A 21,555-nucleotide genomic window follows, 5' to 3' on the forward strand; every position below is an offset into this window, starting at 1 on the left:
ATAAAGAACATAGATATGCGAACGTTCCAAAAGATTCTGGCGGGCGGTGCGGCTGTAGTGGTCGTGCTGGCTGCCGCCGGCCTGGCGCTCACCCACCAGGGCGAGATTGCGCCCCAGTCAGCCATTCCCGCTGCCGACTTCACGCCCCAGCAGATTGCCAAGGGCAAGCTGCTGGCCGCCATGGGCGACTGCGCGGTCTGCCACACTGCTCCCAACGGCAAGACCAACGCAGGCGGTCTGGCCATGCCCAGCCCCTTCGGCACCATCTACACCAGCAACATCACGCCCGATCTGCAGACCGGCATCGGCAGCTGGAGCTATGAAGCCTTCGAGCGCGCCATGCGCCACGGCGTGGACCGCGAAGGCCAGTACCTCTACCCCGCCTTCCCCTACACGGCCTTCAGCCGCGTGACGGATGAGGACATGAAGGCCTTGTACGCCTTTCTGATGAGCGAGCCTGCCGTGGAGAACGAGGCGCCCAAGACCGCGCTGAACTTCCCCTACAACGTGCGCCGCGGCATTGCGGCCTGGAACTGGCTCTACCTCAAGCCCGGCGTCGTCAAGGACGATGAAAAGCAGGCTCCCGAGTGGAATCGCGGTGCCTATCTGGTCGAAGGCCTGGGTCACTGCAGCGCCTGCCACACACCGCGCAACGGCCTGGCCGCCGAGAAAACGGGTGAATTCCACCTGAGCGGCGGCAGCGCCGAAGGCTGGGATGCCCCCGCTCTGACGGACAAGACGGCCTCGCCCCTGCCCTGGACCAAGCAGGATCTGGTCGACTATATGAAGACCGGCTTCTCGGCCCGTCACAGTGTGGCAGCCGGCCCCATGGCTCCCGTGGCCCACGGCCTGTCGCAGCAAAGCGATGCCGACCTCGACGCCATTGCCACCTATCTGATGAGCTACCGCAAGGCCGACGCCGCCCCCGGCGATGCCAAGGCACTCATCGAGGAGAAGACCGCCAAGCCCAAGCTGGCACTCGATGCCGAAGGCTATCGCCTGTACCAGGGCGCCTGCATGGCCTGCCACAAGGCAGACCCTTCGGGCAGCAGCTTCGGCGTGCGTCCCCAGTTGGCCCTGAGCACCAGCCTGCACTCCGCATCGCCCGACAACGCCATCATGGCCGTGCTCGAAGGCGTGCAACATCCGGCCCATGCCGACCTGGGCACCATGCCGGCCTTCCGCCATGCGCTCAGCGATGCACAGATCGCCACCCTGCTCAACACCATGCGTGCCCAGTACGGCGTGGACGAGTGGAAGGACCTGCCCGCCAAGGTAGGCCAGTTGCGCAAGCAGACCCAGGCGCATTGACAGCAGGCGCTGCCAAAGCGCTGCACAGCTCCGCACAAGCCGGCCTTCCCTGTCCTTCAGGCCTCGGAAGGCCTTTTTGCGCGTGATCATTTACGGGTAGCGCCGCTACCCGGTGCCCGCCTGATGCTTCAAAATTGCAGCGAGCGAGAGAAACAGAGAAAGCAAGCAATGGACAATATCGACGTCTTGGTACTCAAGGCATTGCGTGACTGGCGCTCGGCCGGCCAGCACGCCTTGCTGGCCACCGTGGTGCGCACCTGGGGCTCGTCCCCACGCCCCGTGGGCTCCATGATGGCCTTGCGCGAGGACGGTCGCGCCATTGGCTCGGTATCGGGCGGCTGCATCGAAGACGATTTGATAGCTCGCCACACCAAGGCCCTGAACCAGAACCTGGGCATTCCCGACGGCCCGCCGCAACTGGTGCGTTACGGCGTGAGCGCCGACGAGGCCCACCGCTTCGGCCTGCCCTGCGGCGGCACGCTGGAGCTGCTGCTGGAATTCAACCCCGATGCGGCCAGCCTGCAGCAACTGGTGGCCGAGCTTGAAGCAGGATCACTGGTGAAACGCAGTGTCGACTGCAGCAGCGGCGAAGTCCGCCTGCAGACGGCCGAGCACCCCGACGTGCTGGAGTTTGACGGCCAGCAACTCGTCAACCACCTCGGCCCCGGCTACCGCATGCTGCTGATCGGTGCAGGGGCCCTGGCCGAATACCTGGCCACCATGGCCTTGTTCAACGGCTTCACGGTCACCGTCTGCGACCCGCGCGAGGAATATATGGGCAGTTGGTCGGTGGCCCAGGTCAACACCGTCACCGACATGCCGGACGATGCGGTCACAGCCTTCAAGCCCGATGCGCGCAGCTGCATCGTCGCCCTCACCCATGACCCCAAGCTCGACGACCTGGCCCTGCTCGAAGCCCTGCACAGCCCGGCCTTCTATGTGGGCGCCATCGGCTCGCGCCGCAACAACCACGCAAGGCGCGAGCGCATGATGGAACACTTTGGCGAGACCGAAGCCTCGCTGGCCAGACTGCGCGGTCCCATCGGTCTCTATATCGGCAGCAAGACTCCGGCAGAGATCGCGGTGAGCGTAATGGCCGAGATTCTGGCCGTGAAAAACGCCGTGCCGCTGCCGCAAGCCATGTCGGTGGAGGTGGCCAAACACGAGCATGACATCGCCATGAACGAGGCCAGCACGCATTGCGCCATTCCGGAAATCCTCCAGCCGGGCTCGGCGCGCTGATATCCGGCGGTTCAGGCCCGTAGCGCAAAATCCACGGCCGCTGCAGCATGCAAGGCCGTGGTGTCCAGCACCGGCAACACGCTGTCTTCGCTCTTGATGAGCAAGCCGATTTCCGTGCATCCCAGCACCACGGCCTGCGCGCCACGGGCCGCCAATGACTCGATGGCACGCTGATAGAGCTTGCGCGACACATCGCTGATCTGCCCCGCGCAAAGCTCCTCATAGATGATGCGATGTACCTGAGCGCGCTCGGCTTCGCCTGGCACCAGCACCTTCAGGCCGAACTGCAGCTCCAGCCTCTCGCGCATGAACGGCTGCTCCATGGTGAAGCGCGTACCCAGCAGCCCCAGCACCTGGACACCGGCTGCGCGCGCGGTCGCACCGACCGGGTCGGCTATGTGCAAAAACGGGATCGACACGGCTGCTGCCACCTGATCCGCCACCTTGTGCATGGTGTTGGTGCAAAGCAGCACACAGTCGGCGCCACCGGCTTGCAGACGCCGGGCAGCATCGGCCAGCAGCGCTGCCGCATCGTCCCAGCGGCCTTCATGCTGGGCCTGCTCGACAGGGCCGAAGTCCACGCTGTACATCAGCAGCCTGGCCGAGCGCAATGCGCCCAGACGCTCCCGGACACCCTGGTTGATCAGGCGATAGTACTCGGCGCTGGACTCCCAGCTCATGCCGCCGATCAGGCCTATGACGCGTTGCGGCCCGGCGCTTGTTTGCAGGTCTTGATTCATGAGCGGCAGTGTGAGGCCGGCCGGCCACCATCGTCTATCATGAAATTTCAGCCCGCCATGAAGACCCATTTGATTCAGCCTTCTGCAACCGATACGCCAGCGGTGCAGATCCATTTGCTAGGCCGCGCGCCCTACAGCAGCCGCGACCCGGTGCGCATGCATGCACTGGGCATTGCGCTGCAAAGACAGCAAGGCGTGCACGCCATTGCCTCCGACAGGCGCGAGGACTTCGACACCTGGCCCGGCACCCTGAGCTATACGCCGCCGGGCGTCGAGGTCTTTTCCGAGTCGGCCGCCGGTGGTGAATATCTGGTGCTGCGCCATTCGGTCCATGAGACTGACGCCCCCAGGCCATCGCAGCGCGTCACACGACACGGTCAGCGCGCTGCCTTGCAGATAGCGCAGCATCTGCGCCTGCTGCTCAGCCCCCGGCCGGACGCTCTGGCCATCGAGCAGGCTGCGCTGCGCTTCATGGCCTGCCAGGAGGGCAGCCCCTGCGGGGCCGACGCACGCCCCGGCGCCGGCTATGCGCGCGTGCTGGACCGCATTGCCGCCGAGTTCGAGCGGTCGCTGAGCATTGCCGATCTGTCCGCCATGGTGGGCACCAGCCCCTTGCGCTTTCTGCGTGAGTTCACACGGCTCACGGGCATGACGCCGCATGCCTGGATCATGGAGACCCGGCTGCAGGCGGCCCGCACCATGATTCAAGGCTCTGATCAGCCCCTTCCGCAAATTGCACTGGACTGCGGCTTCAACCACCAGTCGCATATGGGCCATGTGTTTCGCAAACACCTGGGCCTGACGCCAGGCCAGTACCGGCAACATCACGGTCTGAAGCACGCAGACTGCCCCTGAGTCGCAGGCCTCTGGGCCTATGGTTCACATACGGTTTCATTGCCGGACACACAAAGTGCGGCCTGCGGCCCGCACCTCGCTTCAAGCAGCATTCAAGCGGCGTACCATTGCCGCCTCAATGACGACCGCCAAGAAAAAGAAAACGCCTGCGCGCAAGCGCGGCAAAGCTTCCAGGACTGCTGGCAACAGCCTCTCCCGCATCAGGCGCTTTGCCCTGTCTGCGGGCGCTGCGGCACTGGCCAGCTTCCAGATCGCCAGTTGCAGCTTCAATCCCAGCGTCTCCGCCGAGAGACTGCTGGGCCAGGCGCTGGCAGCCCTGCATATTCCCGCACTCGATGCGCTCGGCCAGACCCTGCAGGCCTTTCGCAAGAACGGCTGGCCGGATCTGGATGATCTGCGTTCCGGTTCCGGCGCCCACACGCCCAGCGTGGGCGGCAAGGTGGACAAGGCCGATGTCACGGCCACAGCCCTGCCCACGCACTTTGCCCGCTGCCCCCAGTTCTTTCCCGGCGGCAAGGCTCCGGCCCTGCAGCTTCAACCCCGTGAGCGCGAGCTGTGCTTTTCGGGTTTTGCCGTGCTGCACAACGGCAGCACCAAGACCCCGGTGTTTGTGGCCGAGCGCCTGAATCGCCAGATGCTGCAGCAGGCCCAGGGCTTGCAGCGCAGCGACAAGTTCTATGCCGACGCCCGCCTGCCGCGCGCCGAGCGCTCCGAGCTTGACGACTACAAGCGCTCCGGGTTCTCACGCGGCCATATGGCGCCGGCGGCCGACATGAGCACGCCCGAGGCCATGGCCCAAAGCTTCAGCCTCGCGAACATGGTGCCGCAGAACCAGGTGCACAACGCGGGCGCCTGGAGCCAGGTGGAACAGGCCACGCGCAAATATGCGCTGCGCGCCCGGGGCGATGTCTTTGTCTTCACCGGCCCTGTATTCAACAAGAACGCCTCCACCATCGGTGAGAGCAAGGTGGCGGTGCCCGACTACCTCTTCAAGCTGGTCTATGACGCCAGCACCGGCAAGAGCTGGGTGTACTGGCAGGCCAACAGTGCGGATACGCGGATGAGTGCGCCCATCAGTTATGAGGAGTTCACTCGGAGGACGGGGATGCCGTTGTTGGCGGGGGTGATGCGGGGTCACGGTTAGCCTTCTGGCGTGGACCAGGAGGCCGTCTTTGCCCCTGCCGGGTGGTTGTTTTTTGAAGCCGGGTCTCGGCCCGGCGGCCGACCTACGTTCTTTTGCTTCGCTAAAAGAACGTAGGCCAAGAAAAGGCGACCCGAATGTCCGCGACCCTCCGCTTCGCTGCGGGCAACTTGCCTCGTGGCGGTTACGAGGATGGGGAGAAGAGAAGCGCGCTGCTGGCGCTGCGGCTCAGAGAGTTGCCGTGCGCCGGTCCAGAACCTTGTCTATCAGGCCCCACTCGCGGGCCTCTTTGGCGGTCATGAAGCGGTCGCGGTCCAGGTCGCGTTCCACCTCCTGGTAGCTGCGCCCGCAGTGCTGGGCGTACAGGCGCGTCACGCGGTCCTTGGTGCGCAGCATTTCCTCGGCATGAATACGGATGTCCGAGGCCTGCCCCTGCACGCCGCCCAGCGGCTGGTGCACGTGCAGGCTGGCGTTGGGCATGGCCATGCGGTGGCCGGGCTCGCCGGCCATCAGCAGGAAGGAGCCCATCGACCGCGCCGTGCCCATGCACAGCGTGTGCACGGGCGACTTGATGAACTGCATGGTGTCGTACATGGCCAGGCCGCTGGTGATCACGCCGCCCGGCGAGTTGATGTAGAGGTGTATGGGCTTGTCGGGGTTCTCCGCCTCCAGGAACAGCAACTGCGCGCAGACCAAGGCAGAGACCGCATCGTTCACCTCGCCGTTCAAAAAGATCACGCGGTCGCGCAGCAGGCGCGAGTAGATGTCGAAGGACCGCTCTCCGCGCGCCGACTGTTCGACAACCATGGGGACGAGCATCATCGATTCGCGCATGGGCGAACTCCTATGTGTGATGGTGAAAAAAAGAACCGCAGCCCTGCGCCGCACGCCCCGTTGCCAGGGCAGCGCCTCAGGTCGCGTACATCAGGAAGCCGCCATCATTGGCCACCTCCCTGGCGGGCTGCGCCCGCGCATCGGTCGGCACATGGACGATGCGCAGCAGCGTACCGCCGTCGGCAGCGGGGCTAATCTTCAGGTCCACCGTGCTTTCCAGAAAGGGCGGCTCGGCCTCACGCAGCCGCAGGCTCAACGCCTGCGGCGGCACCTCGCTCAACGGCTCGGCATGCTCGGTGCCCGGCAGCCACTGCGCGCGCAACTCGGGAATGCTCAGCGCGCGCCAGACCTTCTCGGGCGAGGCGTCCAGCGCGTACTCCTGCACCAGTTCGCAGGCCGCATCGTCGTTGTCCATATCATTCATTGGTCCATGTCCTTGAGCAGGCCCTTGAGGGCATCCACACGCTGCGGCCAGTAGGCGCGGTACTTCGCCAGCCAGCCCGCAATCAGCGCCAGCCCTTCGGGATCGACCTCGTAATGCACGAAGCGCCCCTGGCGCTGCTCGCTCACCAGCCCCGCATTGCGCAGCACGGCCAGATGCTGGGACATGGCCGACTGGCTGATCTCCTTGCCCTCGCGCAGTGCGCTGGCATGCATGCTGCCAGCGGCCAGCTTCTCGAAGATGGAGCGGCGCGTGGGGTCGGCCAGGGCCTTGAAGATGTCGTTTTCGGGCATGGCGACACTTTAGCAATCACTTATCTAAAACGCAAACATTCCATGGATAAGGTGCCTGCCGACCCGCTTTGGCATAGACCGCACCCTGTGCCGGACGTGGGTACCTCCAAAAACTTGCCCTGTGCCGTACACGCCCATGCCAAAGTGAACATTTCTGGATGAACTCCATTGAACTGATCGATGACAGTGCCTACGTGGCACTGAAAAATGCCACGTTCTCAACTTCATTGGAGACTCTATGACCAAGTCATCCGTTCGCCGTAGTGCCCCTGCGCCCGGCAGCCAACCCGACCCCCGTTACCCAGACGGCGATTTCCCGTATTCAAAGCGCTGTTGCAATCAAGACCGGAGGTAGCGTGCCCAAGGGCTCGTATGTTGATCGAATGCAACAAGCCATCGCAAAAAAGCAGAAATGGAATTCCTGACACATCCATCAAGGAGAGCGACCATGCCCAGCAAAGCCGACAACGACAACCATGCAAATAAATGCAATCCCAACAATGATGAGTACTGGCACTCGCGCGGAGAGGATCAGCGCCCAGATGACTGGGAAGATCTCATCGCTCAGAAAAATCATGAGAGTTGACTGAGCATCCAGGCCGACCACTCGATGATCTCCGTCTTCTTGTGGCTTGGTCGAATCGAATCCTGACTTCCGCAGGACCAGACCCACAACGGCGGCGTCTGGAGCAAGGTCGAGCAGGACACGCGCCGCTACGCCCAGCGCGCCAAGAATGATGTCTACGTCTTCACCGGCCCGGTGTTCGACGGGCAGCCGCTCACCATCGGGCCGGGCAAGGTCCATGTGCCCTGCCACATCTTCAAGCTGGTCTATGACGCCAGCACCGGCAAGAGCTGGGAGTACTGGCAGGCCAATAGTGCCGACACCCGCATGGGCCCGCCCATCAGCTACGAGGAGTTCACGCGCCGCACCGGCATGCCGCTGCTGTCGGCCGGGCATCTACCGCAAGCATAAAAATGAGCTGAATACGTAATTCATTCAATGATTTCAATGACATTCAATATTGAAATCATTGAATGACATGCGCAGAAAGCTCACTTTTAGATAGCTGCACAGTTCCGCAAAGACTGCGGGACTCAGGCCGGCTCGCCCGCCAGCCGACGCACCACCTCGGACAACACCTGGGCCTTCTGGCGGGTGCGCTCATTGGCCATGCCCGTGAAGCCACGCTTGGTGGCCGTGTGGTGCAGCGTGTGGCCGACCTGCCGGCGGTACAGCGCACGTGCCCGATCGCGCATGGCGCGGGCGCGCTGCAGCTGCAGGCGGCGCTGGGCCGGGCTCAGCCTGACCAGGGCCATATCGGACTGGGAAAGATCGTAGAGCTCACGCTCATTGGTGGCGAGAAGTTCATGCGCGGAATGGATGGCACGTCCCATGGCTTGCTCCTGTCATCAAATGCAATGAAAAAGCACCTTGAATGCATGCACATCCAAGATGCTTCGGTGAGTACAGAACAGCACTCTAGGACAGATTCCGGCTCCAGCCCCCAATACCGCACCCATGCAAGCGGTATTGGGTGGTGCGGCGAAGCGATGGGCCTTCCGCCAGCCTCTGCAGACGGCGCGCGCCTCTGGCTTACCTGACAGCGGACTCTGCTGCGGCCGCTGCCGGTGCGGTGACCGCTGGCGCGCTGGCCGCCGCCGGGACATGCTGCCAGCTGACAGGCAGCACGGCGTCCAGCCAGTGCATGCGCCAGGCCAGCAGCGCGGCGGCTGCCATCAGTGCCAGCACACACAGGCTGTTGCGCAGGCCATGGCTGTCCGCGTAAGGGTCGGCAATATTGCGCCTGGCGTTGACCGGTACCTTGGCCGTCTGCGACAGGCTGCGGCCCAGGCCCAGATTGATGTTCATGCGGCCATTGATGGCCCAGCCGCTGGCATCCAGAATCGGTCCCAGGCTGCGCTGACGCAGCTTGAGCCAGGCAATCAGCATGCTGGGACCGGAGATGGCCAGAATAAGACCCAGTATGGCTACCGGAATCCACGGCCCCAGTTCGATGAACTTGCCGAAGATGCCAACGATCACGGCGCTCAGCGAGCCCAGCGCCACACCGATGGCGGCCACCGTCCCCACATCGGTCTTGCGCGCTGGAGCAGGTGCCTGGGCCAGGTCCTTGGGCGCCGTCACCAGCTTGGTCGCGTTGTCGCTGAGGCTGGTATTGACCACATCGTTCTTGGCTGCGGCATGCTTGGCGACCTGCTCCTCGATCATGCGCAGGAACTTCTTGTAGGGCGAGAAAAAGGCCTGGCCGATGCTGGTCGGGTTGTCGATGAGCTTGACGATGGTGGCATCCCAGTCATTGCCCGCACGGTCGTAGAAGACGCCGTTGCGCCCCACGAACAGAAAGTCCACATCGCCTGCCGTGAAGGCCGCGACGATCGTCTTTTTTTGCCCCTCGCGCTTGCATTCGCAGTAGGCCAGATAGGTTTTGGCCATGGCGGCCAGCGTGGAGTGGGCTGCCGCATCGGCAACCTCCACGGTCAGATCGCAGCTGCGGCCGTCCAGGAACAAGGTACCGGCCTGGAAGGCCGCGCCTTCGCGGCGATAGAAGCGGGAGAAGGAGACAAAGTTGTTGAGCAGCTCCAGCAGATCGCGCTGCAGGCGGATCATCTTTTCCAGAGCCATGGCCTGCACGGCATGCTCTTTTTCGGCATCGTCATGGTCCAGCAACTGCATCACTGCGTCTTTCAACCCGCTGGAAAGCAGTTGCTGAATTTCGGCCTCGCCCACTGCGCCCAGCGGCGTTGCCGGGCACTCCGACAACCATTGCTGGCAATGGGCCAGCATGGTCTTGAGCTGATCCCACTGCACCTCGGTCAGCGCCGTCAACGCTTCGCCGAACACGGGTTGCACGGCCTGCTCGCGCAAGGTCTGCAAGGCAGCAGCCCAGGCGGGGTTGACGCCATTCACCAGCGGCAGGCTGCGCTCGCCGGTCACTGCGGCCAGCGGCAGCGCGGCCAGAGACTCCGATGCATTGCTGAGCACCTGCGCCCCCAAAGCGGCATAGCCTTCTTCCGTCGGGTTGAGCGGTGCACGTGCATTGGCATCGAACTCCACCAGGCGCGTGCGGGCAAAAAAGTCATCGACTTTGGCCTGCACTGCGTTCACGGCCTCCGCAGCCGCCAGCGCCAGTGCACGCGGCTGCAGATTGCAACCCAGCTCTGCCGCCTGGGCAAACCAGGTCTGCAGGGCTTGCACGTCTTCCCAGAAGGCCTCGGCCTTGCTGCGATCGATGCCTGGAACGCCATCGCTGCCGTCCACCGCGCCGTAAAGCTCCTGAATGCGGGCAATCAGACCAGCCAGGGCCTCATCGCCTTCGGCCGTGGCTGCACTGACAACGCCGTCGCCATTGAAACGCAGGGCCTGCAGCGAAGCCATGCGCTCCTGCACCTGGGCCAGCGTGATGGACTGGGCATCGGGCAGGCCCGCGAGCTCCAGCACGCGTCTGGCCTCTGCCAGCAACAACGCGCCTTCCTCCGTCGCATCGTTGATGCTGTTCAGTTGCAGCACATCGCCGCCATCGGCCAGAACCTGCGGATCACGCACTCTTGCCACGGCCCATTCACAGGCGGCCACCAGCTCCGGAGGGCGAATACGGCCGTCCTTGCTCTCGTCAATCAAATCCAGCGTTGCGCTGTCGAACTCGATACCTCGCGTGGGACAGGCCAGAGCCACCCACAGCTTCTGATCCAGCTCACCAATATGGGCAATGTCCTGGCCCGTGCGAATCACCACCTGGTCCACCTCGCCGGCGCGGAAAAACTGCCACTCGTACTGCTTCTGCATGAAACTACCAACTCCCAGGCAAGGATTGCCCTTGTCAAAGCACATTGCAACCAATGGCTGCCTGCACTATCCGCTATCAAAAGCGAGGAGTTTAAAAGTCATTTGCACTGTCTGAATGGTGACATTTGTGAACTCTTGCGCTTCTTTGGGCTGGTTTGCACTCCCGTCCGCTGCCTTATTGCGCCATCTTGGGTGTCTGCTGGTCTTTTTCAATAAAGTACTTTTTTAGATACTTTATTTGCTACACTGCCCCGCAAAACCGTGCTTATGACTGCTGCGTCCACCGCCTCCCAATCCCGCGACAAGCTGCACCTGCAGCTGGCCCGACTGTTTCGCAACAAGATAGCGACGGGCGAGTGGACGGTCGGACAAAGCATCCCCACCGTCGAGGAGCTCGAGGCCCTGCACAGCGTCTCGCGCACCACGGTGCGCATGGCCGTACATGCGCTGGTCGATGAAGGCCTGCTGCAGACCCGCAAGCGCGGCGGCACCAAGGTCGTGGGCCAGCCCTACAAGCCCCCATCCTTTTTGCTGCCAACGACCTGGCAGGAGCTGGTGGCCTTTGGTGAGCAGATTCAGCAGACTACGCTGCAGCAAGCGAATGACTGCGTGCCGCCCATTCCGGCCGGCTTCCCTTCCCCTGGCGAACTGGCCTCTGCCTATACCTATTTTTTGCGCGTACACAAGCACGGCGATGCACGCTTTTGCCTGTCCGAGCTGTACCTGGAACAAAACCTCTACCCCAGGCTGCAGGAACAGCTGGAGCGCACCACGCTGGCTCAGGCGCTGGGAAATGATCCAGCGCAGATCGCCACGGCCCGCCAGTACCTGAGCGTAGCCCCGGCCGACGAGCTGATTGCCGAGCATCTGGGCGTGCCGCTGGGCACGCCGTTGATGCAGGCGCTGCGCTGGGCCTGCAATCCACAGGGCTTGATCGTCTACTGGGCCAAGGTACGCTTCATCAGCGAATACGTGCATATCGAAATGGACCTGCTCAAATGACCATCGTCCTGCCCCAAGTCCGGCAGTTCTCCAGGCCCCATAGCGGCCGTGTGGCCTGGATCACCGGCTCCACCAGCGGCATAGGCTGGGCCATTGCCAGGCAACTGGCCGGCGAAGGCGCCGCCATTGCCCTGCATGGCAGCGCCCAGGCGTCTGCCAGCACCGATGCACAGCTCGCCGAGCTGCACGCACTGGGTGTGGCCGCCCGCTATTACCCACTGGATCTGAGCGACGGCCTGGCCATTGCCCCGCTGGCCCGGCGCATCGCCGCCGAGCTCGGCGCTGTGGACATTCTGGTCAACAACGCGGGCATGCAGCATGTGGAATCCGTGCTCAGCTTTCCGCCAGACCGATGGAACACCATGCTGGCCGTCAACCTGAGCGCACCGTTTCACACCATACAGGCCTGCACGCCGGCCATGCTGGAGCACGGCTGGGGACGCATCATCAATATGGCATCCGTCAGCGGCCTGGTCGGCGTGGCCCACAAGCCCGCCTATGTGGCCAGCAAGCACGGCCTGCTGGGCCTGACCAAATCCGTGGCGCTGGAGCTGGCCACCACGCCCGTGACCTGCAACGCCATTTGCCCCGGCTGGGTGCTCACGCCGCTGGTGCAGGCCCAGATCGAAGCCCTGGCGCAGCGCGAGCAGCTGGACGAGGCGGCAGCCCGCGCCAGGCTGCTGGGCGCCAAGCAGCCCTCGCAGGCTTTTGTGACGGTGGAACAGGTCGCGGCACTGGTCAGCTTTCTGGCCAGCGACAACGCCGCCCAGGTGCGTGGTGCACAGTGGAATATGGATGGAGGCTTTACCGCAGCATGAAGGATCCACAAGCCAGCACAAGCCAGATCCCATAGATCAGTCATAGATCGATGGCTGACAGCGCACAGCAGATCAGCGCTGCAGCCTGTTTTTATTCAAATCGTTTAAGGAGACGAACATGGCATTGAACGAAACCCACGACGCCGGCCTGCAAAGCTGGGTCGCCAGCGCCAACACGGGCAGCAGCGACTTCCCCATCCAGAACCTGCCGTTTGCAGTCTTTCGTCGCAAGAGCAGCAGCGAGGCTTTTCGCGGCGGCGTGGCGATTGGCGACCAGGTGCTGGACATGGCGGCTGTTCGCGATGCCAAGGCACTGGGCGGCGATGTGCAGGCCCAGGTCGACGCAGCGGCGCAAGCTCAGCTCAACAGCTTGATGGCCATGGGCCCGGCGTCTTGGTCGGCCCTGCGTCTGGCCCTGTCGCGCGCCCTGCGTGCCGGCGCTGCCCAGGAAGCCGCCCTCAAGGCCTGCCTCGTGCCCCAGGCCGATGTGGAATACGGCGTACCCGCACAGGTGGGCGACTACACGGACTTCTACACCTCCGTGCACCACGCCACCAATGTGGGCAAGCTGTTCCGCCCCACCAACCCGCTGATGGAAAACTACAAGTGGGTGCCCATCGGCTACCACGGCCGTGCCTCCAGCATCCGCATCTCGGGCGTGGACTTCAAGCGCCCCAATGGCCAGCTCAAGGCTCCCGATGCCGACCCCGTGCTCAAGCCCTGCAACCGCCTCGACTATGAGCTGGAGATGGGCATCTATGCCGGCTCGGCCAATGCCTGGGGCGAGGCCATCGGCATCGAGGACGCCGAAAACCATATCTTCGGCCTGTGCCTGCTCAACGACTGGTCGGCACGAGACGTTCAGGCCTGGGAATACCAGCCACTGGGCCCCTTCCTGTCCAAGAACTTCGCCACCAGCATCTCGCCCTGGATTGTGACGCTGGAAGCACTGGAGCCCTATCGCACGGCCTTTGTCCGCCCGTCCGAGGACCCACAGCCCCTGCCCTACCTCAGCTCCGAAGCCAACTCGCAGCGCGGTGCGCTCGACGTGCAGCTCACGGTTGCCATCCAGACCGAGAAGATGCGCGCCGAAGGCAAGGCCGCCGAGCAGATCACCCGGACCAGCTACCGCCACGCCTACTGGACCATGGCCCAGCTGATTGCCCACCACACCGTCAACGGCTGCGATCTGCAACCCGGTGACCTGCTGGGCACGGGCACGCTGTCCGGCCCCACCATGGCCGAAGCCGGCGCCCTGCTGGAAATCACCGAAGGCGGCAAAAAGCCCCTGAGCCTGAGCAACGGCGAAACCCGCACCTTCCTGCTCGACGGAGACGCCGTGGTCTTTGCCGGCTGGTGCGAAAAGCCCGGTGCCGCGCGCATCGGCTTTGGCGAATGCCGTGCCACCGTTCTGCCCGCGCACCAGGCCTGAGCGGGCCTCGGCCATCCCGCAAAAAACCGGCCTGGCGCCGGTTTTTTGTTGGGAATCTGCCTTCGGCCTGCTCGTAACGCCATGACACAATTGCAGCCATGCCTTCCGCTTCGGACACCCCCACCCCTGCGCTCGCCCCTGCTGGCCGAAACCAGCGCCAGGAGCCCGTACTGAACCAGCCTGCGCGCTCGGATGCCAGCCCCTTGCCTGCCTCCATTGCAGGAGCCTTTGCAGCCGCGGCCTATTCCATGCAGCACAGTCTGCAACACGAGGCCGGGCAGACCGCTGCACCCGAAGAGGAGGACAGCGGCCTGCTGCCCCAGCTCTATGCCAGCCGCCTGAGCCCACGTTCACGCGACTTTTACCTGGCCCAGTTCAAGCGCTTCGATGCCCTGGACCGCAGCCTGCCCAGCTGGAATATGGCGGCAGCCTTCCTGACCCTGGCCTGGTGCAGCCTGCACGGTCTATGGCGCGAGGCTGGCAAATACCTCGCAGCCGTCACGGCAACCGCGCTGATCTGGTGGTTTGGCCTGCGCCCGGCTCTGCCCGAGGCCATGGTGCTGGGCCTGGGCATTGCACTTTGGCTGGTGGCTGTGGCCGTGCCCGGCCTGCTGGGCAATGGCTGGTACTGGCGCAAGATCAGGGCCCAGACGCTGCAGGCGATTACGGACGCGCCCAATATGGCCACCGCCCATGCCGCCTTGCAGGCGCAGGTCGGCTCTCCTCGCAACAGAACCGCAGCCATGCTGGTGCTGGCCCTGCCTGCGGCAGCGGCCGCAGGCGCGGGCCTGGCCTTGCTGCCCGCCGACGGCCCGGCACCGACCAAGAGCGCAGTGCCTGCAGCCACCGCCGTGGCCAATCGTCCAGCTGCCAGCCCGGACCTGGCAAAGCCCGCCCCCGAGGCGACCTCTGCTGCCGCCCAGCCAGAAAACCGCCCGGCAGAGCCAGCGCCTGTGACCGCCACCGAGACAGACACACGCACAGCGCAGGCTGCGCCCGACGCAGCTGCCTCAGTGCCAAGCAAAGCGGCGGTCAAGGCCGAGCTGAGCGAAAAGCCGACAGCCAGGCCCGCGACAGATACAAAGGAACAAGCTGCCCCCTCGACACCCCATGCCGGCTCGGACCTGGTTCCTGGCAAGTTCTATCTGAATCTGGGCGTCTATTCCGAGGCCGGCAATGCCGACAAGGTGCTGGCGCAGCTGCAAAAGTCCAGACTGCCCGCGCTGACGCAGAAGATGGCCAGCAACAAGGGGGAAGTCACCCGAGTACGCAGCGGCCCCTTCGAGAGCCGAAAGCGCGCTGAAAAGGCTGCACGCAAGCTGCAGGCCGCGAATATCGATGCCGGCATCTTTCAAAGTGCAGAAGGAGCCCACAAGCCATAGACTCTGGCGCTGAAAATTCACAGTCAAAATGCGACCATTCCCTTGAGGGAATTGCGCATGAAGCTATCAAATTTTCGCATTGCTTTGTTGCACCCGCTTGCACATCAAGGCTTGGTCTGGCATGCGCGAGCACCTGGGGGCGCTATGGTGTGGGGCATGAAGCATCGAACACCCACTCTGCATATTTCCACCCGCCCTTTGCTCGGCATGGCTGCTGCCAGCATGGCTGTGCTGATGGCGGGCTGCGCCAGCAATGGCATGGTCGCAGGCGGCAAGACCGCCCCGCCTGCGCGTCAGCTGCAGGTATGCCACGCGGAGCCGGTACAGATCTATATCGGCCACAACACCGTGGCATCGACGCTGGAAACCATCCGCCAGAAGTCCGGCTCGTACCTGCTGCGCGTGCTGCGCGAGGGTCAGCCCGCGACCATGGACTACAACCAGGAGCGCCTGAACGTCATCACCAATGACGCAGGCAAGATCACGGCGCTGCGCTGCGGCTGAGCACCCGCCAGGACTTACAGGAACATTTCCTGCAGGTCGCTCAGAAAGTCAAAGCCGCGTTCGGTGGGCACCACGCGGCCCAGATCGCGGCTGATCAGGCCCTTGGCCTGGGCCTGATCGAGCCCCTTGGCAATGGCCGACATGGGCAGGCCCGTGCGCTCCATGAACTCCTGCAAGGCAAAGCCGCCGCGCAGGCGCAGCGCGTTGAGCATGTATTCGAACGGCAGATCGGCACGCTTGACCTCGTTGTCCTGTGCCAGCGGCGTGCCGGCCAGTGCCATGTCGATATAGCGGGCCGGATCGCGGAAACGCACCTGACGCACGATGCGATGGGCAAAGCTCAGCTTGCTGTGCGCACCGGCGCCAATGCCCAGATAGTCGCCGAACTGCCAGTAGTTGCTGTTGTGAAAGCACTGATGGCCGTCCTTGGCATAGGCCGAGACCTCATAGCGCTGCATGCCCGCGGCCCTGGTGCTGGCCGTGATCAGGTCCAGCATCTCATAGGCCGTATCGTCCTCCGGCACCACGGGCGGATATTTGGCGAAATAAGTGTTGGGCTCGATGGTCAGGTGATAAATCGACAGATGTGGCGGTGCAAACGACAGTGCCGTGTCCACATCGCGCTGCAGATCGACCATGCTCTGGCCGGGCAACGCATACATGAGATCGATATTGAAGGTCTCGAAATTGTCCGCCGCCTCGCGCACCGCAGCCTGGGCCTGCGCCGCATCATGCACACGGCCGACAGCCTGCAGATAGCGGTCGTCAAAGCTCTGCACCCCGATTGACAGGCGGTTCACGCCAGCCGCACGGAAGGCCTTGAAACGGTCCTTCTCGAAGGTGCCGGGGTTGGCTTCCATGGTGATCTCGCAATCGGGCTCCATGCGCAGACGCGCGCGCAGACCGGCAATCAGCTTGTCTATGGACTCGGGCGAGAACAGGCTGGGCGTGCCCCCGCCCATGAAGACGCTGTGCACCGTGCGCCCCCAGATCAGCGGCAGTGCGCTCTCCAGATCGGCCATCAAAGCATCGATGTAGCGATCCTCGGGCAGCGCATCTCCCTTGGCCCAGGCATGCGAGTTGAAGTCGCAATACGGGCATTTCTTGAGACACCAGGGCAGATGCACATACAGTGACAGCGGCGGCAGGCTGCCCAGTTGCAGCGTGCCAGGCCGCATGTAATGCTGAATATCGCGCTGCACCGCCGCTTCGGCGGTCTCTGTTTGATGCTGAATGGGAATCATGGGAAATATGCTTTTCTAGCGCAAACAAAACCGACGCCGCTAAAACTAGCACACCCCAACCATGGGACAGCAAGCAAGGGCTTAGGCGGCCCCGCCGCCCCGCAGCGAGGCTGTCGTCCCCCTTCCATAGCGCGCAGAGAAAGGGGGAAGGCGCGGGGCCGCCTAGGCAAAGCGCCTCAGGGGGAACCGCTGGTTATAACCAGCGCTCTTTCACCATCTCGATCATGGTGCGCGAAGAAAGTCCACGATGGCTGTGCGCATGCTTGAGCTCGGGCTCCATCTCGGCAAAGGTCAGGCCCAGCTCGGGAATAAGCAGTACCGGGTCAAAGCCGAAGCCATTGCTGCCACGGCGCTCGGTCGTGAGCAGAGCCTGCACGCGTCCTACGGCAATCAGCGGCTCGGGGTCCTTGGGCGAGCGCACGCCCACCAGAGTGCTGACCATGGCGGCACGGCGGTTGGTCACACCCTGCATCTGCTCGAGCAGCGCGCGCACATTGTTGTCGTCGCTTTTCTCGTAGCCGAACTGGGTGCAATAGTAGGCCGTGTCCACGCCGGGCAGACCGCCAAAATGATCCACACACATGCCGGCATCATCGGCAATGGCGGGCAAGCCGGTCTTCTCGGCCGCAAAGCGCGCCTTGGACAGCGCATTCTCTACAAAGGTGCCATAGGGCTCGGGAGCTTCTCCCTCGAACAGATCGCCCTGACGAATCAGCTCCACGCCCAGCGGGGCAAACATGGCTTGCAACTCGGCGAGCTTTCCGCGGTTGTTGGATGCCAGCACAATTTTCATAATAAAAATCCATGGAAGCGCTTATGGCGCTTGCGCAATCAGCTATTGATTCAGTAGTTTCAAGCCAGCGCCTATTGCAGCGTGCAACCGTGTTCAGGTCTTGGCTTTCTGGCGCTGTGCCGAACGGCGTATGGCCTCGTTGATTTCGGCGATCGATCGCTCGATGGCCTCGTCGTCGAGTTCATCCTCGCAGTCTTCGATCGGCCCCACCTGTATCGTGGACTCGAAGCCCTGATCCTCGATTTCCTGTGTGGAAATGGAAGACGGCTCGAAATTATTCGGTGTTTCCCATACCAGTGCCAGCACGGTGACATTGTCGCTGCCGTCCCCGGCGCGCTTGAGTGCGGTGTCGACCAGCATGGGCACAAAGTGGGCCACGGCCTTGTCGTTCATGATCTGGAGAATTTCCGGCGTCGGCACCGCCCCCCAGAGGCCATCGGAGCACAGCATCAGCTGATCGCCCTCCTCAAGCCGCCTTGTCTCGCTCACATCGAAGATGGGCTTGGAAGGCGAGCCCAGGCAGGTGAACAGCACATTGCGGTTGGCCGGCGCCAGCGCACCGGAGACCTTGCGCATCTCGCTGTACGAATGATCACGTGTTCGCTCGACGAGCTGCCCGTCGCGCACCCAGTACAGACGCGAGTCGCCGCAGTGTATCCAGGTCACCTTGCCGTCCTGCAGCACGGCCGCCACCAGCGTGGTGCGCGGCGTGTCCATCATGCCCTTGGTGCTGGCATAACGCAGTATCTGGCGATGGGCCTGCAGCAACGCCTCTTCCAGAAACAGGGCAGGCTCTTCCAGCATGGGCTTGGCCTTTTGCTGAAAAAGCGTGGAAACCACCTGCAATGCTATCTGTGCGGCCACTTCGCCGTCCGGATGCCCGCCCATGCCGTCCGCCAGCACGAACAATGCCGCCTCTCGCGTGTAGCAGTAGCCCATGCGGTCTTCGTTGAGGGCACGGCCTCCACGGCGGCTGAGCTGGAAGACGGAAAATTTCATGGTTTGCGATTGCTGTCGGTCACCGCTCCACGTTCGGAGCCGCCGAGTTTCTGAAGATTCTTCCTGGCGTCATGCACCATGTTGTCAAACTGCATGCGCATGCGCTCCTGCATGCTGAGCTTGGTATAGCGACGCTCGCCTTCGCGGCTCAGCTCTTTTTGCAGGGCAAACACCGACTGCGGGCGCGAGAGCGGATCCATGGCCATGCACCACTCCACCACCTCGATCAGATTGTCCGAATACACGCCGCGCAGCTTGTTCAAGGCAAGGGCCAGTCGGTCCTTGTCCTGACGCTGCGGAGCTTCATTGGGCGGTATGCCCTGCATGCAGGCATAGATGCAGGCGCCAATGGCGTAAATATCGGTCCAAGGACCCAGCTGGGAATCGCGCCGGTACATCTCAGGGGCAGCAAAGCCCGGCGTGTACATGGGACGAATGAAGTTGCCCTCCTTGGACAGCACTTCGCGCGCGGCGCCGAAATCGATCAACACGGCCTTGTCGTCATTGGTGATGAAGATATTGGCGGGCTTGATGTCCAGATGCAACATCTTGTGCTGATGCACGATGCGCAGGCCGCGCAGCACCTCGTCAAACAGAGAGCGGATGGTCGACTCCCTGAACACCTTGTCGGCCTTGAGCTCGCGCGCCGTGACGATGAACTCCTGCAGGGTCGCCCCTTCCAGGTAGTTCATCACCATGTAGACGGTTTCGTTTTCGCGAAAGAAATTCAGCACGCTCACCACGGAGGCGTGGGAAATCTGCGCCAGCGAGCGCCCTTCCTCGAAAAAGCTCTTGAGCCCGAGGCGATAGAGGGACAGTTTTTCTGGCGCCACCATGGGCTGCAGTTCGGCAGGCGCCCGAGTGGCAAGCGAAGCCGGCAGGTACTCCTTGATCGCTACCTGCTGGCCATCGGCGTCCAGAGCCAGGTAGACAATCCCGAACCCCCCCGAGGAAATCCTGCGCACCACCCGGTATCCGCCTATTGTGCTGCCCGACGGTAGGGGGGCTGGCTTGGTTTTTGTAGACATTTTTTACCGGTAAACCTCAAGGATGATACGAAACCCGGATAATCGGGAAATTGCAAGCATCCATCAAAAGTCCAATGCCAGTTTACAGCATGACCGGATACGCCAGTGCCCAGCACAGCGCATCCGTTGAGGGTGGTCAAGAGTCCCAGTCCAACAGCCGTCTGGGCCTTGAGATCCGCGCGGTCAATAGCCGCTTTCTGGATTTGTCCTTCCGCCTTCCCGACGAACTGCGCGCCCTTGAACCGGCCCTGCGCACCTTGCTCACCGCGCGCCTCAAGCGCGGCAAGGTGGAAGTACGAGCCGCCATCGACGTCTCCAGCAACCAATCCCTGCCCATACCCTCAGCCACCCAGCTGCAACGCCTGGTGACCCTGCAGGACTCGGTTCAGGCCTGGCTGCCCAAGGCACGCGACCTTTCCGTGGCCGATGTGCTGCGCCTGTGCAGCGGCACCGCCACCGCCACCACGGACTGGAGCGAAATCGCTCCGGCCCTGGCCGAACAGGCCGTCACCGAGCTGCTCGCGGCTCGCGCCCGTGAGGGCGAGCGCCTGGCCGACATGCTGCTCGACCGCATCAAGCAATTGCGCGAACTGGCCAAGACCGCCACGCCGCTGGTGCCGCAGTTGGTGGAGCAGCAGCGCCAGAAGTTCCTGGAGCGCTGGAAGGAGGCCATGGCCCTCGGCGAAGGCTCGGTTGCACCCGAAGCCGCCCAGGACCGCGCCCTGGCCGAAGCCACGGCCTTTGCCATCCGCATCGACGTGGCTGAAGAAGTCACGCGCCTGGGCTCTCACCTCGACGAAATCGAGCGCCTGCTCAAAAAGGGTGGCGACATCGGCAAGCGTCTGGACTTCCTGATCCAGGAGTTGCACCGTGAAGCCAACACCCTCGGCTCCAAATCAGCCACGCTGGAGCTGACCCGCATCAGCGTCGACATGAAGGTGCTGATCGAGCAAATGCGCGAACAAGTGCAGAACATCGAGTAAGCAAGCCCTGGGCGTACCTACCCCGTACGCTCGATTCATGCCCAAAGTCATGCCCAAAGTCATGGACCATCCCGGAAATCTATTTGTCGTGTCGGCACCCAGCGGTGCCGGCAAATCCTCTCTGGTACGCGCCCTGCGTGAATTCGATGCACGCGTCTACCCCTCCGTCTCTCACACCACGCGCGCGCCGCGCGGCCAGGAAAAACATGGCCGTGAGTATTACTTCGTCTCGGACGCCGAATTCGACGCCATGGTCGCCAACAACGGCTTTGTGGAATGGGCCAATGTGCACAGCCGCCGCTACGGCACGGCCAAGAGGTCTCTGGAAGAGCGCATTCAGAGCGGCACCGATGTGCTCCTCGAAATCGACTACCAGGGCGCATTGCAGGTGAAACGGGCATTTCCCAATGCCGTGCTGATCTTCATCCTGCCGCCCAGCTGGGACGAGTTGCGGGCCCGCCTGGAAAACCGTGGCGAGGACGCTCCCGAAGTCATCGAGTTGCGCCTGAAGAACGCCGAAGAGGAAATGGCGCAGGTCGCAAAATTCGACTTCGTTATAATCAACGAACTGTTTGAGAGTGCGCTCTTTGATCTCAAGGCGATCATTCACGCGCAACGCCTCAAATATGCGGCCCAGCGGCGCCTTCGCGCCGACACCTTCGAGTCGCTCAATATCCCTGAATCCAACTGACCGTTCCCGGAGT

21 protein-coding genes and 1 pseudogene are annotated in these 21,555 nt (G+C 63.1%); 12 read left to right on the top strand and 10 right to left on the bottom strand.

Annotated elements, in window-relative coordinates:
* The first annotated feature begins 15 nt into the window (after positions 1-15).
* Together FSY45_RS18185 and FSY45_RS18190 are read left to right on the top strand one after the other, a co-directional pair.
* Positions 16-1,311 carry a cytochrome c gene (locus FSY45_RS18185; RefSeq protein WP_059440678.1) on the top strand — a complete coding sequence of 432 codons (1,296 nt, stop codon included), beginning with the start codon at positions 16-18 and terminating at the stop codon, positions 1,309-1,311.
* Positions 1,312-1,479: 168 nt separating this feature from the next.
* On the top strand, positions 1,480-2,553 hold the full coding sequence (locus FSY45_RS18190; RefSeq protein ID WP_148748133.1) for an XdhC family protein: 1,074 nt from the start codon (positions 1,480-1,482) through the stop codon (positions 2,551-2,553).
* Between the two features lie 11 nt (positions 2,554-2,564).
* Here the strand turns inward: FSY45_RS18190 and FSY45_RS18195 are convergent, their stop codons facing one another.
* The gene (locus tag FSY45_RS18195) at positions 2,565-3,293 is read right to left on the bottom strand and encodes an aspartate/glutamate racemase family protein (RefSeq protein WP_148748134.1); all 729 of its coding nucleotides are present in this window, start codon (positions 3,291-3,293) and stop codon (positions 2,565-2,567) included.
* Between the two features lie 57 nt (positions 3,294-3,350).
* Here FSY45_RS18195 and FSY45_RS18200 point away from each other — a divergent pair, with 57 nt between their 5' ends.
* Both FSY45_RS18200 and FSY45_RS18205 read left to right on the top strand, forming a co-directional pair.
* Entirely contained in the window at positions 3,351-4,148 is a 798-nt protein-coding gene (locus FSY45_RS18200) for a helix-turn-helix domain-containing protein (RefSeq protein WP_148748165.1), read from the top strand.
* Positions 4,149-4,266: 118 nt separating this feature from the next.
* Entirely contained in the window at positions 4,267-5,292 is a 1,026-nt protein-coding gene (locus FSY45_RS18205) for a DNA/RNA non-specific endonuclease (RefSeq protein WP_148748135.1), read from the top strand.
* Between the two features lie 225 nt (positions 5,293-5,517).
* Here the strand turns inward: FSY45_RS18205 and FSY45_RS18210 are convergent, their stop codons facing one another.
* The 3 genes from FSY45_RS18210 to FSY45_RS18220 all read right to left on the bottom strand — a co-directional run bounded on the left by FSY45_RS18210 (position 5,518) and on the right by FSY45_RS18220 (position 6,858).
* Positions 5,518-6,123, bottom strand: coding sequence for an ATP-dependent Clp protease proteolytic subunit (locus FSY45_RS18210; protein WP_057093260.1), 606 nt, complete (start codon positions 6,121-6,123; stop codon positions 5,518-5,520).
* A gap of 76 nt (positions 6,124-6,199) precedes the next feature.
* Positions 6,200-6,547 (bottom strand): SRPBCC domain-containing protein, encoded by a 348-nt coding sequence (locus tag FSY45_RS18215; RefSeq protein WP_148748136.1) that lies wholly within the window; start codon positions 6,545-6,547, stop codon positions 6,200-6,202.
* On the bottom strand, positions 6,544-6,858 hold the full coding sequence (locus tag FSY45_RS18220) for a helix-turn-helix transcriptional regulator (protein ID WP_003052112.1): 315 nt from the start codon (positions 6,856-6,858) through the stop codon (positions 6,544-6,546). Before FSY45_RS18220 ends, FSY45_RS18215 begins: the two co-directional genes overlap by 4 nt.
* Before the next feature lie 652 nt (positions 6,859-7,510).
* On the opposite strand from FSY45_RS18220, the pseudogene FSY45_RS18225 reads away from it, so the two are divergent.
* Positions 7,511-7,834: pseudogene (locus FSY45_RS18225) on the top strand (DNA/RNA non-specific endonuclease); the annotation flags it as partial.
* Positions 7,835-7,956: 122 nt separating this feature from the next.
* On the opposite strand, the gene FSY45_RS18230 reads toward FSY45_RS18225, so the two are convergent.
* Both FSY45_RS18230 and FSY45_RS18235 read right to left on the bottom strand, forming a co-directional pair.
* Positions 7,957-8,256: a hypothetical protein gene (locus FSY45_RS18230; protein ID WP_148748137.1), complete on the bottom strand. Its 300-nt coding sequence runs from the start codon at positions 8,254-8,256 to the stop codon at positions 7,957-7,959.
* Positions 8,257-8,455: 199 nt separating this feature from the next.
* Positions 8,456-10,666: a hypothetical protein gene (locus FSY45_RS18235; protein WP_148748138.1), complete on the bottom strand. Its 2,211-nt coding sequence runs from the start codon at positions 10,664-10,666 to the stop codon at positions 8,456-8,458.
* A gap of 267 nt (positions 10,667-10,933) precedes the next feature.
* On the opposite strand from FSY45_RS18235, the gene FSY45_RS18240 reads away from it, so the two are divergent.
* The 5 genes from FSY45_RS18240 to FSY45_RS18260 all read left to right on the top strand — a co-directional run bounded on the left by FSY45_RS18240 (position 10,934) and on the right by FSY45_RS18260 (position 15,804).
* The gene (locus FSY45_RS18240; protein WP_003062672.1) at positions 10,934-11,668 is read left to right on the top strand and encodes a GntR family transcriptional regulator; all 735 of its coding nucleotides are present in this window, start codon (positions 10,934-10,936) and stop codon (positions 11,666-11,668) included.
* The gene (locus FSY45_RS18245) at positions 11,665-12,486 is read left to right on the top strand and encodes a 3-hydroxybutyrate dehydrogenase (protein ID WP_148748139.1); all 822 of its coding nucleotides are present in this window, start codon (positions 11,665-11,667) and stop codon (positions 12,484-12,486) included. The genes FSY45_RS18240 and FSY45_RS18245 overlap by 4 nt, the downstream gene beginning before the upstream one ends.
* Before the next feature lie 118 nt (positions 12,487-12,604).
* Positions 12,605-13,918: a fumarylacetoacetase gene (gene fahA, locus FSY45_RS18250; RefSeq protein WP_003062676.1), complete on the top strand. Its 1,314-nt coding sequence runs from the start codon at positions 12,605-12,607 to the stop codon at positions 13,916-13,918.
* A gap of 98 nt (positions 13,919-14,016) precedes the next feature.
* Positions 14,017-15,300 carry an SPOR domain-containing protein gene (locus FSY45_RS18255; protein WP_148748140.1) on the top strand — a complete coding sequence of 428 codons (1,284 nt, stop codon included), beginning with the start codon at positions 14,017-14,019 and terminating at the stop codon, positions 15,298-15,300.
* Between the two features lie 156 nt (positions 15,301-15,456).
* Positions 15,457-15,804, top strand: a complete 348-nt coding sequence (locus tag FSY45_RS18260) for an I78 family peptidase inhibitor (RefSeq protein ID WP_231879734.1) — start codon at positions 15,457-15,459, stop codon at positions 15,802-15,804.
* 14 nt (positions 15,805-15,818) lie between these two features.
* Here FSY45_RS18260 and hemW read toward each other — a convergent pair whose 3' ends face one another.
* The 4 genes from hemW to FSY45_RS18280 form a co-directional block, all read right to left on the bottom strand.
* Positions 15,819-17,048, bottom strand: coding sequence for a radical SAM family heme chaperone HemW (hemW, locus tag FSY45_RS18265; protein WP_003062682.1), 1,230 nt, complete (start codon positions 17,046-17,048; stop codon positions 15,819-15,821).
* Positions 17,049-17,241: 193 nt separating this feature from the next.
* Positions 17,242-17,841, bottom strand: coding sequence for a non-canonical purine NTP pyrophosphatase (locus FSY45_RS18270; protein ID WP_003062684.1), 600 nt, complete (start codon positions 17,839-17,841; stop codon positions 17,242-17,244).
* 93 nt (positions 17,842-17,934) lie between these two features.
* Positions 17,935-18,840 carry a PP2C family serine/threonine-protein phosphatase gene (locus FSY45_RS18275; protein WP_148748141.1) on the bottom strand — a complete coding sequence of 302 codons (906 nt, stop codon included), beginning with the start codon at positions 18,838-18,840 and terminating at the stop codon, positions 17,935-17,937.
* On the bottom strand, positions 18,837-19,868 hold the full coding sequence (locus FSY45_RS18280; RefSeq protein WP_034358139.1) for a serine/threonine-protein kinase: 1,032 nt from the start codon (positions 19,866-19,868) through the stop codon (positions 18,837-18,839). Before FSY45_RS18280 ends, FSY45_RS18275 begins: the two co-directional genes overlap by 4 nt.
* 89 nt (positions 19,869-19,957) lie before the next feature.
* On the opposite strand from FSY45_RS18280, the gene FSY45_RS18285 reads away from it, so the two are divergent.
* Both FSY45_RS18285 and gmk read left to right on the top strand, forming a co-directional pair.
* Positions 19,958-20,851 (top strand): YicC/YloC family endoribonuclease, encoded by an 894-nt coding sequence (locus tag FSY45_RS18285; RefSeq protein ID WP_034361489.1) that lies wholly within the window; start codon positions 19,958-19,960, stop codon positions 20,849-20,851.
* Between the two features lie 61 nt (positions 20,852-20,912).
* Positions 20,913-21,542: a guanylate kinase gene (gmk, locus tag FSY45_RS18290; protein ID WP_003062692.1), complete on the top strand. Its 630-nt coding sequence runs from the start codon at positions 20,913-20,915 to the stop codon at positions 21,540-21,542.
* Positions 21,543-21,555: the final 13 nt, after the last annotated feature.

This window comes from Comamonas sp. Z1, from assembly GCF_008121555.1.
In the GTDB taxonomy this organism is placed as follows: domain Bacteria; phylum Pseudomonadota; class Gammaproteobacteria; order Burkholderiales; family Burkholderiaceae_C; genus Comamonas; species Comamonas thiooxydans.

Coding starts and splice junctions, on each gene's coding strand:
- FSY45_RS18185 (WP_059440678.1), top strand. CDS start 16: ATGCGAACGTTCCAAAAGATTCTGGCGGGCGGTGCGGCTGTAGTGGTC.
- FSY45_RS18190 (WP_148748133.1), top strand. CDS start 1,480: ATGGACAATATCGACGTCTTGGTACTCAAGGCATTGCGTGACTGGCGC.
- FSY45_RS18195 (WP_148748134.1), bottom strand. CDS start 3,293: ATGAATCAAGACCTGCAAACAAGCGCCGGGCCGCAACGCGTCATAGGC.
- FSY45_RS18200 (WP_148748165.1), top strand. CDS start 3,351: ATGAAGACCCATTTGATTCAGCCTTCTGCAACCGATACGCCAGCGGTG.
- FSY45_RS18205 (WP_148748135.1), top strand. CDS start 4,267: ATGACGACCGCCAAGAAAAAGAAAACGCCTGCGCGCAAGCGCGGCAAA.
- FSY45_RS18210 (WP_057093260.1), bottom strand. CDS start 6,123: ATGCGCGAATCGATGATGCTCGTCCCCATGGTTGTCGAACAGTCGGCG.
- FSY45_RS18215 (WP_148748136.1), bottom strand. CDS start 6,547: ATGAATGATATGGACAACGACGATGCGGCCTGCGAACTGGTGCAGGAG.
- FSY45_RS18220 (WP_003052112.1), bottom strand. CDS start 6,858: ATGCCCGAAAACGACATCTTCAAGGCCCTGGCCGACCCCACGCGCCGC.
- FSY45_RS18230 (WP_148748137.1), bottom strand. CDS start 8,256: ATGGGACGTGCCATCCATTCCGCGCATGAACTTCTCGCCACCAATGAG.
- FSY45_RS18235 (WP_148748138.1), bottom strand. CDS start 10,666: ATGCAGAAGCAGTACGAGTGGCAGTTTTTCCGCGCCGGCGAGGTGGAC.
- FSY45_RS18240 (WP_003062672.1), top strand. CDS start 10,934: ATGACTGCTGCGTCCACCGCCTCCCAATCCCGCGACAAGCTGCACCTG.
- FSY45_RS18245 (WP_148748139.1), top strand. CDS start 11,665: ATGACCATCGTCCTGCCCCAAGTCCGGCAGTTCTCCAGGCCCCATAGC.
- fahA (WP_003062676.1), top strand. CDS start 12,605: ATGGCATTGAACGAAACCCACGACGCCGGCCTGCAAAGCTGGGTCGCC.
- FSY45_RS18255 (WP_148748140.1), top strand. CDS start 14,017: ATGCCTTCCGCTTCGGACACCCCCACCCCTGCGCTCGCCCCTGCTGGC.
- FSY45_RS18260 (WP_231879734.1), top strand. CDS start 15,457: ATGAAGCATCGAACACCCACTCTGCATATTTCCACCCGCCCTTTGCTC.
- hemW (WP_003062682.1), bottom strand. CDS start 17,048: ATGATTCCCATTCAGCATCAAACAGAGACCGCCGAAGCGGCGGTGCAG.
- FSY45_RS18270 (WP_003062684.1), bottom strand. CDS start 17,841: ATGAAAATTGTGCTGGCATCCAACAACCGCGGAAAGCTCGCCGAGTTG.
- FSY45_RS18275 (WP_148748141.1), bottom strand. CDS start 18,840: ATGAAATTTTCCGTCTTCCAGCTCAGCCGCCGTGGAGGCCGTGCCCTC.
- FSY45_RS18280 (WP_034358139.1), bottom strand. CDS start 19,868: ATGTCTACAAAAACCAAGCCAGCCCCCCTACCGTCGGGCAGCACAATA.
- FSY45_RS18285 (WP_034361489.1), top strand. CDS start 19,958: ATGACCGGATACGCCAGTGCCCAGCACAGCGCATCCGTTGAGGGTGGT.
- gmk (WP_003062692.1), top strand. CDS start 20,913: ATGGACCATCCCGGAAATCTATTTGTCGTGTCGGCACCCAGCGGTGCC.